Annotated in this window: 9 protein-coding genes; 5 read left to right on the top strand and 4 right to left on the bottom strand. The window is 37.1% G+C overall.

Annotation, left to right across the window (positions count from 1 at the left end):
- The first annotated feature begins 28 nt into the window (after window positions 1–28).
- The gene (locus tag J3U00_RS08330) at window positions 29–1,216 is read left to right on the top strand and encodes a hypothetical protein (RefSeq protein ID WP_267332128.1); all 1,188 of its coding nucleotides are present in this window, start codon (window positions 29–31) and stop codon (window positions 1,214–1,216) included.
- A 150-nt stretch (window positions 1,217–1,366) separates the two neighbouring features.
- Here J3U00_RS08330 and lysS read toward each other — a convergent pair whose 3' ends face one another.
- The 4 genes from lysS to J3U00_RS08310 all read right to left on the bottom strand — a co-directional run bounded on the left by lysS (window position 1,367) and on the right by J3U00_RS08310 (window position 5,717).
- A complete protein-coding gene (lysS, locus tag J3U00_RS08325; RefSeq protein WP_267332127.1) occupies window positions 1,367–2,881 on the bottom strand; it encodes a lysine--tRNA ligase in 1,515 nt (504 codons plus the stop codon).
- Window positions 2,882–2,906: 25 nt separating this feature from the next.
- A protein-coding gene (gene prfB / locus J3U00_RS08320) for a peptide chain release factor 2 (protein ID WP_141677433.1) occupies window positions 2,907–4,005 on the bottom strand; the annotation gives its coding sequence in 2 pieces (ribosomal slippage) (window positions 2,907–3,929 and window positions 3,931–4,005; 1,098 coding nt in all).
- Between the two features lie 176 nt (window positions 4,006–4,181).
- Window positions 4,182–4,808, bottom strand: a complete 627-nt coding sequence (locus J3U00_RS08315) for a Fe-Mn family superoxide dismutase (protein WP_220225348.1) — start codon at window positions 4,806–4,808, stop codon at window positions 4,182–4,184.
- A gap of 186 nt (window positions 4,809–4,994) precedes the next feature.
- Window positions 4,995–5,717, bottom strand: coding sequence for a type 1 glutamine amidotransferase (locus J3U00_RS08310; RefSeq protein ID WP_267332126.1), 723 nt, complete (start codon window positions 5,715–5,717; stop codon window positions 4,995–4,997).
- 633 nt (window positions 5,718–6,350) lie between these two features.
- On the opposite strand from J3U00_RS08310, the gene J3U00_RS08305 reads away from it, so the two are divergent.
- The 4 genes from J3U00_RS08305 to J3U00_RS08290 all read left to right on the top strand — a co-directional run bounded on the left by J3U00_RS08305 (window position 6,351) and on the right by J3U00_RS08290 (window position 11,970).
- Window positions 6,351–8,783: an excinuclease ABC subunit UvrA gene (locus tag J3U00_RS08305; protein ID WP_267332125.1), complete on the top strand. Its 2,433-nt coding sequence runs from the start codon at window positions 6,351–6,353 to the stop codon at window positions 8,781–8,783.
- A gap of 17 nt (window positions 8,784–8,800) precedes the next feature.
- Entirely contained in the window at window positions 8,801–9,811 is a 1,011-nt protein-coding gene (locus J3U00_RS08300; protein WP_267332124.1) for a serine hydrolase domain-containing protein, read from the top strand.
- Window positions 9,812–10,052: 241 nt separating this feature from the next.
- Window positions 10,053–11,435 (top strand): MATE family efflux transporter, encoded by a 1,383-nt coding sequence (locus tag J3U00_RS08295; protein ID WP_267332123.1) that lies wholly within the window; start codon window positions 10,053–10,055, stop codon window positions 11,433–11,435.
- Between the two features lie 232 nt (window positions 11,436–11,667).
- Window positions 11,668–11,970 carry a hypothetical protein gene (locus tag J3U00_RS08290; protein WP_267332122.1) on the top strand — a complete coding sequence of 101 codons (303 nt, stop codon included), beginning with the start codon at window positions 11,668–11,670 and terminating at the stop codon, window positions 11,968–11,970.
- Window positions 11,971–12,028: the final 58 nt, after the last annotated feature.

The raw sequence follows: 12,028 nt of genomic DNA, 5'->3' as shown, positions 1-12,028 counted from the left end.
TCTGCTCAGTATTACTTTATCAAATGGTGTGCAATACACGCCTTCAACTAATACTTCATCTTCTTCAGAACCAATCGTCTTACCTGTTGCTGGTCAAAGTCTTGCTCGCGTTAACATGTTTGTTCCAGTTAATACAAATTCAGTCACATTAACTAGGCTTGTTGATACTTATAAATATTGGGGGGATAATGATGGCGATACAGATGTTACAGCTACAGGTAATTTAAGTTTATCTGTCACCGATAAATACAACCAAACTGTATCACGTCATGCAGTATTAGGGCATTGTGGTGCCCCTTATCGTCTTAAATTAACTAGTACGAATGGTACACTATCCACAAGTTATGGGGTTCCTCGTAGTCGTAGTTTCAATGCAAGTAGTGTGACTTATTATGTTACTCCTAACCCTGATACTAAACCAGAGGTTTGTTTTGCCAAACCCGTTTTGATTGCAGATAATCTAGAAGAGAACGCTGGTCCGGCTTCTATTTGGAATCCTTATAAGGGTTTTTTCACTCAGGATACTAGGCCTGATTATTATGGTAAAAACTTTCCGACTACGGGTGCTAATAACATGTACTTTGATTTAGAAATTGCTGGTAATAGTCAGAAATTGGCTTGGTCTTCTGTCACTCAGGGAGGTATCACCGCTACTATGAGCAATCCCACACCGACAAGCGTACGGGTTACCTTAACCGGTCCAGTTGCAAAGGCATCCCAATGGAATTCTAGTAACCCTGGTCTTATTGCTAAGCCTACTTTGCCACAGACTTTCGAGTTAATTGGTCATTATGTCCATAATGGTAAGGACGCTGTCAAGTATGGATTTAAGATAAAACAATGGTTTGTCAACCGAGGTAAAGGTTATTATACCTATTCTAATATGGAGTCTTGGTGTAATAAAATTGGTTACCGTATGCCTACGGTTAAAGATTTAACTAATGCAAAACGTTTTGAAGTGATTGGTGCTACACCTTCCTCACCTGATAATCATTATCAGCGTAGAATTGGTGCCAGCTTTATTGCAGAGTGGGGTAATCTAAACAAATATGAAAAAGCCGACTTTGGTACTAACAGGTTCTGGACCAATGTTATAGCTCCTGACAACGATAATCGGTATGTTGTTTTCCCTGATGATGGTCGTATACATTGGGCTTATACTGGCTATGAAAGCATTTCGGTAGGGCTTTGTACCATCACCGCTCCCGAGCAATAAAAAGCAATTTTGAGCATAACCCACATAAACCCCCACCTTGGTGGGTTTATTTTTGTCTTTTTTATAGCAAAAAAAGTTGAGGAGCGGGGTTTTTGATATAAAAAAACTCACTTATTGGTGAATAAGTGAGTTTGATTAACTTTGTCGAAACTATTTAACTGGACGCATTGTTGGGAATAAAATGACGTCCCGAATGGTATGGCTATTGGTGAATAGCATTACGGTTCGGTCAATCCCAATTCCTAGCCCTGCTGTTGGCGGTAAGCCATGTTCTAATGCGGTGATGTAATCTTCATCATAAAACATTGCTTCATCATCACCCGCGTCTTTTTGTGATACTTGGTCAGCAAAACGTTGTGCTTGGTCTTCGGCATCATTAAGTTCTGAGAAGCCGTTACCAATTTCACGTCCACCAATAAAGAATTCAAAGCGGTCTGTTACAAATGGGTTTTCATCGTTTCGACGAGCAAGTGGTGAGACTTCTGCCGGGTATTCGGTGATAAATGTTGGTTGAATGAGGTTAGCTTCAGCCACTTCTTCAAATATTTCAGTTACCACTCGACCAAGTCCCCAGCCTTTTTCCACTTTGATTCCCACTGCTTTTGCAATCGCACAAGCTTTGTCAAAATCATCTAAATCAGCATTATTGGTTTCTGGGCGATAATGGCAGATTGCTTCACGCATGGTCATTTTGATAAATGGTTTGCCGAAATCAAAAGTGTGTTCGCCATATTGCACTACTGGATTCCCCGTCACGGCAATGGCTAAACGACGGAATAACGCTTCAGTTAATACAATCAAATCTTTATAATCGGCATAAGCCATATACATTTCCATCATGGTGAATTCAGGATTATGTCTTGGCGATACCCCTTCGTTTCGGAAATTGCGGTTGATTTCAAATACACGCTCAAATCCACCTACCACTAGACGTTTTAAGTAAAGTTCTGGCGCAATTCGTAAATACATGTCTAGATCAAGCGCATTATGGTGCGTAATAAATGGTTTGGCTGATGCACCACCTGGGATGACTTGCATCATTGGGGTTTCAACTTCCATAAAGTGGTTTTCTAACATGAAGTTACGGATTTCAGTTACCACTTTTGAGCGCGCAATAAAGGTGTCACGTGATTGTTGATTAGTAATTAAATCAAGGTAACGTTGACGATAGCGCATTTCTTGATCTGCTAAACCGTGGAATTTATCGGGTAATGGGCGTAATGCTTTTGTTAGTAGGCGGATTTCTTCACAGTGGATTGATAGTTCACCTGTTTTTGTTTTGAATAAGTAGCCTTTAGCACCAACGATGTCACCAAGATCCCATTTTTTGAATTGTTCGTTGTAGTAATTTTCGGGTAGATCATCACGCGTGACATAGAGTTGGATTTGCCCTGCAACATCTTGTAATGAGACAAATGAAGCTTTACCCATAATACGGCGCATCATCATTCGACCCGCAACGGTTACAATAATTTTGTTTTCAATTAACTCTTCGTTAGTTTTTTCATCATACAATTTATGAAGATCGCTTGAAATTGCGTCACGACGGAAGTCATTCGGGAAAGCAATGCCTTGTTCGCGAATTGCAGCTAGCTTTTCACGACGTATTGTAAGCTCGTTATTTAACTCTTCAATATGGTTTTGTTGCTCTTGCTGTGTTGACATAATTTTACCTTTTATTTATTACCAGTTATAAACCGGCTTTTAAGCTTTCTTCAATAAATTGATCTAAATCGCCGTCTAATACGGCTTGAGTATTGCGTGTTTCAACGCCTGTGCGTAAGTCTTTGATTCGTGAATCATCAAGTACATACGAACGAATTTGGCTGCCCCAACCAATGTCGGATTTGTTTTCTTCCATTTGTTGTTTTTCGGCATTCTTTTTGTGCATTTCAAGCTCATACAGTTTTGCTTTTAACTGTTTCATGGCCTGATCTTTATTGCTATGTTGTGAGCGGTTATTTTGACATTGTGTCACAATTCCGGTTGGTACGTGGGTAATACGTACAGCAGATTCGGTTTTATTGACATGCTGACCACCCGCGCCCGATGCCCGATAAACGTCGATACGTAGATCGGCTGGATTGATGTCGATATCAATATTGTCATCAACCTCTGGATAGACAAATACCGATGCAAATGAAGTATGACGGCGGTTTCCTGAGTCAAATGGGCTTTTTCGTACTAAGCGGTGGACGCCGGTTTCAGTGCGTAACCAACCATAAGCATAATCGCCGGTTACTTTGATTGTGGCTGATTTTATGCCAGCTACATCGCCGTCTGATACTTCCATCACTTCGGTTGTAAAACCTTTCGATTCAGCCCAGCGTAAATACATTCGCAGTAACATTTCAGCCCAATCTTGGGCTTCAGTACCCCCTGAGCCTGATTGGATATCTAAGTAACAGTCAGCACTATCATAATCACCCGAGAACATTCGGCGAAATTCAAGACCGGCTAGCTTTTTTTCGAGTTGTTCAACTTCTTGATTGGCTTCGTCAAAAGTGTCTTGATCTTCTGCTTCAATAGCAAGTTCAAGTAGCCCTTCGACGTCGTCCAGACCTTGTTCTAAGGTATTGATGGTATTGATGATCTCTTCTAGCGCAACGCGTTCTTTGCCTAATGCTTGTGCCTTTTCTGGATCGGCCCAAACTTCGGATTGTTCTAGTTCGGCATTGACTTCCTCTAGACGCTCTTTTTTGAGGTCATAGTCAAAGATACCCCCGAATGACATTCGTTCGTTCGGTTAATTCGGTTATTTTTGATTTGATAGGATTAATTTCAAACATGTTTTGCTGTTTTTGCTGTTTTTGCTGTTTTTAACTAATCGTACATTGTAACGGATTTAAGTATAACTTAGCAATGACTTTGCTTTAGCCATTTGAGTAAATGCGATCGTTTAACGCTATGCTAAAAAATAAAAATGACGCCTAAAGCGTCATTTTTTTAGGTTTATTTGAGATGATTATTTTTTTGCTTCTGCATATAATTGAGCGACTTTGTCCCAATTGATGACATTCCAAAATGCACCAATGTAATCCGCACGGCGGTTTTGGTATTTTAAGTAGTAAGCATGTTCCCAAACATCAAGCGCTAGAATTGGTGTGCCTGAAACGCCGGCAAATTTTTCGCCCATAATTGGGGTATCTTGATTCGCGGTTGACACGACTTCAAGTTTGTCATTTTTCAATACTAACCACGCCCAACCTGAACCAAAACGGGTTGCAGCCGCTGCTGAGAATTTTTCTTTAAACGCATCAACCGAACCAAAATCTTTTTCTATTGCCGCTTTAAGTTCGCCCTTAAGCTCGGTTCCAATTTTTAGCAGTTCCCAAAATAGGGTGTGATTAACGTGACCACCGACATTGTTTTTAATTCCAGTCAATTTGTCTGCTGGTACTTTGTCTAAATTTTTTAATAATGTTTCTGGACAAAAATCGTTTAATTCAGCAGGTAGGGTTTCTAATAATGCGTTGGCATTGTTTACGTAAGTTTGATGATGTTTATCATGGTGTAGATGCATTGTTTCAGTATCAATATAAGGTTCTAAAGCATCATAAGCATAAGGTAGAGGGGGTAGTGTGTAAGCCATGGAATCGCTCCTTTCATCTAATCGGAATTATTAACTACATTATTTTATGAGTATACGAACTATCAATATATCTCACAAACTATTACTTAGATAGCTGGTGGCTATCCTAATTTTTGTTTAATTTTCGTTACTTATGATTTTTTGATGATATAGCTTTGGATTGTTTCTATATCATCATCAAATTTATTATTTTTGGGTCTGTGATAAAAGGCTTAACTTGTCTAGAAATCCAAAAAGCTTTTGATTCATTTCAGAATAGTCATGTAAACGAAGTTGCTGGGGAGTATCAATAAAACGGTATTTCTCGGCTTGTCTTAGGTCATTTTCAGAGTGAGCAATAAGTTGTTCAACCACGTCATGGGTTAACTCCATATGACATTGGAAACCATACACGAATTGACCATAGGCAATGATTTGCCGTGGACAGCCTTCACTATAGGCAATGATTTGGGCATTTGGGGTTAAACCCGGCATATCATTGTGCCAGTGGCCGACCGCCAAACTATCACCGAAATGCGCAAAAAGCGGATTTTTTTTGCCTGCTTCGGTCAACGTAATTGGGAATTTACCAATCTCTTTTTCCGGACTATGCTCGAAATGTGCACCTAAGGCTTCACCAATTAATTGCGAGCCAAGACAGACACCGATGACTATTTTTTGTGATTTGATTGCCGTAGATATGATGGCTTGCTCGGCTAATGAGTCAAAATGTGGACACTCTTTTTTGGTCGTTGCTGGTGATTGAGGACCACCCATAATAATCAACATATCAATCTTATCTATCTTATCGGGAAGCGGCTGACCAAGATAAACACGAGAATAACTAATGGTGTGTTGATGCATTTTTGCCCATTGCTCATATGCGCCAGGTGCTTCGAAATCTTCGTGGATGATAAAGTGCACATGCATTGGTAAATCTCCTTTAATCTTATCGTTCTGGGTTCTATTTTATATCGAATATGGACAATTAAACGCGAAGTTTATTATGAATCTTTTATTATGAAATGTGAAGATTTGGCATTTTGTGGGAGATATTTGGCATAAAAATCTGCTTTAGTCGGATTTAGAATTCGTAAAATTGGTTCTTGTGAGAGATTTTATGGTTTTAGCGCGAAAATGACAGTCGCTTTTGTTTGATGATAGATGCACATAATTTCTAATACGTTATTTTTGGATAATAAATACTGGGACATTTAAAAAACAATGTCATTTTTTAATTTTAAACTTTTTCTTAAACACTTTTATCCTTCTGAATTTTTATTAATAAATTTTTTAATTACTAATTAAGGTACCTAATTTAGCTAGGCAAAAGAAGCGAAAGCCAATATAAAATTATTAGATAATTTTTCGATGAAGTTCGAGTAAAAATATTGGTCAAATACAACCAATGTACAAAATTGCAATTTTGTCAATAAATTTTAAAAAATATATATATTTCATTTCACTAATAAAAAATAATGCTCTATATTTCCTCAATAGTTTGATCTTAACGATAAATAAATTAGTTGGAATTTCTTAATTAAAAAGACAAGGTTTGATTAGATGAAAAGTATAAAAATAACAGGAGCTCGCATTCACAATCTTAAAGACGTTGATATTACTATTCCCAAAAACAAATTAACCGTTGCTACCGGTATAAGTGGATCAGGAAAGTCTAGTCTGATGTTTGATATTGTGTTTGAAGAAGGACGTAAAGGGTATCTTCAATCATTAGGAATATTTCCGGGACTTGAAAATGAGAGAAAATTTGCAAGCATAGAGGGTATTGGCCCGACAATTGCAGTTAAACAAAGTGTTGTACGTCAGAATAACCCAAGATCAACAGTCGGTTCAAAAACAAATATATTCAACCTTCTTGCCCTACTGTATTCAAGTGAAGGGCAGGTTAAATGTTCAGAGTGCAACGAAACTATTGGACAAGATAAGGTCTGCGCTAAGTGTGGATATGAGGAAGAGCGCCTTGAATTAGGCTATTTTTCCTATAATAACCCTAACGGAATGTGTATGAAATGCGCTGGCAGAGGCGCATATTATCACGTTAATATGGAAAAGCTTATTGCAAATAAAAATCCCACCGTTCGAGAGTTATTCAATTTTATCGGGGTAACCCCCGGTATACTTCGCGTCTTGGAAAGGAATTTCAAAGGCTATATGGATCAGCCTTATTTAGAAATACCGGATGAAATAAAAGAAGAAGTGGTAAACGGCCATTATGTCAGCAATAACAGTGCAAATCAAAGCTTCTGCTTATCAAGAATTTTGCAAGCTAAACACAAAAGAGGCGAATATTTAAATGGTCTGTACGAAATAACCCTCTGCTCAGAATGCCACGGATATCGCATAGGTGAAGAAGCTCGCAACATATTAATTAATGATAAACATATTGGTCAAGTCGGCAAAATGACTTTAGACGAGGCTAAAACGTTTTTTGAATCGGCATTGGAACTAAACGAAATAACGCAATTTGGGAAAAATCTTCTTAAAGATATTTTGGGTAAAACAAACTCATTAATTGCTTCTCGTTTAGGTCATTTGTCACTTTATAGAGAAATGTCCTCACTAAGTGGCGGGGAAATTCAACGACTCTTCCTTAACTCGCACTTGGAATCCAAACTTGAGTCACTTATCTATATTCTTGATGAACCCACGGTAGGTCTACATGAATCAGAAAAACTTGAACTTTTACAATCTATAAAAGCGCTTAAAGATTTGGGCAACACGGTTATTGTCGTGGAACATGACAGAAGTACGATAGAAATAGCTGAACATATCATTGATATTGGCCCAAAAGCGGGGATTGAAGGCGGAGAAGTGATTTATGAAGGTGATTATGCAGGTCTGTTAAAATGCGATAAATCATTGACAGGACAATATCTTTCCGGCAAAGCAAAAATGCCGGTAAGGATGTTAAAACAAAATATCGATGATTCTGCTATTCCCCGTTTAGTCATTCGACATGCAAAAACCAACAATTTAAAAGATATTTCAGTCGCATTTCCATTAGGCGTTCTTATTGGGGTTTCGGGCGTTTCCGGAAGTGGAAAAAGCTCCTTGATATCGAACACACTTACGCCCCTGTTAAAAAGTTATTTTCGCTTAGACGCCAATAAGAACAATACCAATGGAGAAGAAGTAGATCTTGAAGAAGAATCACTGTTAATCGAAACAATAGCCGAAAGGCTTGATGGCGCAGAAAATATTTCTGGCTTTGCTGAAGTATCGCAGGCACCAATAGGAAGAAATATAAATTCGAATCCTGTTACTTTTACCAAAATATGGGACAAGATACGAAGATTATTTGCAGAACAACCCGAAGCAAAACAGTTAAATTTAACGGCAGGACACTTTTCCTTCAATTCCGAGGGCGCTTGTCGAGAGTGTCATGGTAGTGGACGTAAAGCTATTTTTCCTGAAGGTAGCTTAAAGATGTACGCAACGTGCGAAAAATGTAAAGGTAAAAGATATAACAACGAAGTTTTAACGGTCACGTATAAAGGGAAAAATATTTCAGAAATTCTTGATATGCAGATTTCTGAAGCGATAGCCCTATTTAGTGATAATGATTTCATCGTTCGTCCGTTACAGATAATGGAACGGATTGGTATGGGATATATAAAGCTTGGGCAACCCACTTCAACAATGAGCGGGGGGGAAACCCAAAGACTAAAACTCGCGAAGGAATTAGGACGGCAACGAAAAGGTCATATCTTGTATATCATGGATGAACCCACTACTGGTTTAAGCCTTTATGATACAGCTCAGCTGATAAAACTGTTGGATGAATTAATCAAAAGCGGAAACTCTGTGATTGTTGTTGAACATAATCATGAAGTTCTTGAATCGTGTGATTGGATCGTGGAGCTTGGCCCTGAAGGAGGATTAAAAGGCGGTGAAATCATTGCCGAAGGAACCCCTAAAGACTTGGTGAAAAATCCAAAATCACTAATCGGAAAATATTTAACTCCTACGACTTAAAAAGTGGATACTTGATTATGGCTAATATAAAAGAATTAGAAACCATTGATGCAGAATCGGTGGATATGAATCCAGATAAATTGAGAGAGCTGGATGTCGCCTTGAATTTTCAACTAGGTATTATTAAAGGAATCGCAATTTTGCGAAAAGGCGGCATTGTGTTTGAAAAATATTTCAAAGGTTACCATGCTGAAAATACTCATCATCTCACTTCAGTAACACAAAGCGTTACTTCCGCTTTAGTGGGAATAGCCATTGATAAAGGATATATAAAAAGCGTCGATCAACCAATACTGGATTTCTTTCCAGAAACAGAATCCAAAGCTAGTGATATGTTAAAGCGAAATCTAACAATCAAACATTTACTAACCATGACTACACCCTATTCTTGGAAAAAGAGTGAGCCATTAGATAGGTTGAGAAGGCAAAAGAATTGGACGATGTTTATGCTTGAAATGTTGGGACAAAAAGGCCAGCTTGGGGAGTTTCAATTCAATATGTCTAATGCCCACCTTCTTTCAGCGATTATTACGCGGAGTACGGGGCTATCAACCCGAGAATTTGCCAATAAATCATTATTCAGCCATTTAGGGGTGAAAGAGATCGATGACCAACAGATGAAATCCTTTTCTAAAGAAGAGGTCTATGGTGAAAATATTACCGGTTGGATAAAAGATCCTCAAAATATTAATACCGGAGGCTGGGGGCTGTCTTTAACTCTGCGTGATATGCTTCGTTTGGGATATTTGTATTTGAATAAAGTCCATTGCAATGACAAGCCAATCATTTCAGAAAACTGGATAAATGAATCGCTAAAACAGCATACGGAAGATTGTGGCTATATGTGGTGGCTTAGAGAAGATAAGGGGATTAACACTTTTCTTGCGGCAGGCATAGGCGGAACTTATCTCTATTGTGTTCCCGAAAAGGATCTGATAGTGGCAATCGTATCGAAAGTCGACAAGATGATAATCGACAGGTGGGAACTCATGGCGGATTATATCATTCCATCGATAACAGACAGTTAATTTTAAGTCGTTAACAAAATTTTGTTTCTGCAATTCATTCCACCAAAAGGCAAGAAGGTTTTACCGCCATGAACTGTCTAACAAAACGTTTTAGGTTGGGATAGGTGCTGTTCGGGCAGGTGCTATAAAGTGAAAAATATAATGGATATTTTGCTCTCGATAACATGTCGATTAGACGCTTTTTTGCGCTAGAGAAAAATAACATCACTATTTATTAAAAAATAAACTTAAAGAGAAATCTATGTCAAATTTTCAAGAAAAATTGCAAAAAGGCATGTTTGAAGGTCCAATCATGCCAATAATTATAAAAATAGGGATTCCCATTCTTATTGGTCACTTATTAAATTATGCTTACTTAATAATAAATACCTATTTTATTTCATTGATCAATCCGACTTCTTCAGCCCCATTGTCGGGAACCGGTCTTTTATTTCCATTATTTTTTGTCTTTGAAGCTATCGCCTCAGGTTTAGCCGTTGGACTCAGTACCACAACGGGGCGATTGATCGGTGAAAAAAGATTTAATCATTATCAAAATCTAGGTGTTACAGGTGTCGTCATAGCTTTACTGCTAACCGTGCCATTTATGATTATGTGTTATGCTTTTGGCCCACAAATTATTAATTTATTATCAGGTAATAAATTAAGCCTAGAAGCTACAGTCTATAGTCTACAGTTTTTATATTCATTAGCCCCAGGTTTACTGTTCATAATATTATTACAGGTTTATGGCGGTATTCTTATTGGCGAAGGCCTGACATATGTTACTGCAATATCATTTATGATTATGGTAACGCTCAATATCGTACTTGATCCGATATTGATATTTGTACTCGATATGGAAGTGGCTGGTGCAGGTTTAGCCACAACAATATCGTTATTTATGGCTTTTATCTATTTAATCCGCTTTATACACAAGGGAAAATCAAGAATTCCGTTAACATTTAACTTTGCTCACTTTAACGGAAAAATTGCCAGAGAAATCATACGGATTGGATTGCCTCAGTTTTTAATGACAGCCTCAACTTATATCATTATCGTTGCATATAACAAAATGATCACCAATACCTTTGATGAAAATGCAATGAATGCATGGACATTGGTTGGGAGAATTGATCAGATTTTAGTTATTCCGATGATTGCTATTGCTGGTGCAATGACGGTTTTTATTTCGCAAAATTATGGACGTAATCAACTTGATCGGATTAAAGAAGCTTTAAATCTAAGCTTAAGGACAATAATGATATTATGTAGCATCATTGCAGCAGTGTATGTATTACTTTCTCCTTGGTTATTTTCAATATTTACTTCAATAGCAGAAGTGATTGATCTTGCCAGAAAACAAGTGCTAATCGTATCATTTACCTTTTGTTTTATGGCAATAACGTGGATAATCGCATCATTCTTTCAAGCGACAGGAAAACCCCTACCTGCGGTAATTATCCTTTATATTAGAATGATCATTATTTTTTCTATAGGACTATATTTAGTCTATGTTCAAAAAATGGGAATGAATGGCATTTTTATCTCTATGGCAATCGGAAACCTAATTTCATGTTTATTGTCATTTTTGTGGGTGAAGAAAAGGCTGAAATCATTAAAATTCAAATCAATTTTGGAATAAGTTATTTTCGTCTATTGCTACGCTATTATCTCAAACAATATTAAGCAAATAAGCTAAGTACAAAAGTTAATCAAGTAGAAAAAAGACACATTGTAAAAAATAATTGGGTAGATATTGAATATCATTATATTATTGGAAGAAAAGAATAGGGAAAAAGTAATATTTATGAAGGATATCCCCGAATTAAAGTCGAAATTCAATCAGTTCAATAAGATTATAAATGGATGACAATATGAAATTATTAAAGATCTTAATAATACTATTACTATTAATTAAAGGTTTTACCCAAATTCTTATTTGCAACGATGATCCTACTGTCTTTTTGGCGCTAAAATTGAATCCTCTTTCTGAAAATTATAATTATATTAATTATTTAAGTCACAATAGTTATTATGTTTTGTTTTCTGATGAAAATGAAATGATAGGACAAAATATCATTGATATGATTTATAAGATTCCTTTAATTCTTTATATTTCAGTTTTACTTATACTGTTTTTTTTAAAACGTAAAAATACAAAAGAGAAAACCCTATGAAGCAATTTTTACCACATATTACTTTTTGGGGTTTAAATTTTTTTGCTTTTCCTGTCAG

The organism is Gilliamella sp. B3127 (assembly GCF_026536935.1).
Taxonomy (GTDB): Bacteria; Pseudomonadota; Gammaproteobacteria; order Enterobacterales; family Orbaceae; genus Gilliamella; species Gilliamella apicola_E.
The sequence above is the reverse complement of the archived record's forward strand: the minus strand, read 5'-3'. Positions and strand labels throughout refer to the sequence as shown.

Coding starts and splice junctions, on each gene's coding strand:
- lysS (WP_267332127.1), bottom strand. CDS start 2,881: ATGTCAACACAGCAAGAGCAACAAAACCATATTGAAGAGTTAAATAAC.
- J3U00_RS08295 (WP_267332123.1), top strand. CDS start 10,053: ATGTCAAATTTTCAAGAAAAATTGCAAAAAGGCATGTTTGAAGGTCCA.
- J3U00_RS08290 (WP_267332122.1), top strand. CDS start 11,668: ATGAAATTATTAAAGATCTTAATAATACTATTACTATTAATTAAAGGT.
- J3U00_RS08315 (WP_220225348.1), bottom strand. CDS start 4,808: ATGGCTTACACACTACCCCCTCTACCTTATGCTTATGATGCTTTAGAA.
- J3U00_RS08305 (WP_267332125.1), top strand. CDS start 6,351: ATGAAAAGTATAAAAATAACAGGAGCTCGCATTCACAATCTTAAAGAC.
- J3U00_RS08310 (WP_267332126.1), bottom strand. CDS start 5,717: ATGCATGTGCACTTTATCATCCACGAAGATTTCGAAGCACCTGGCGCA.
- J3U00_RS08300 (WP_267332124.1), top strand. CDS start 8,801: ATGGCTAATATAAAAGAATTAGAAACCATTGATGCAGAATCGGTGGAT.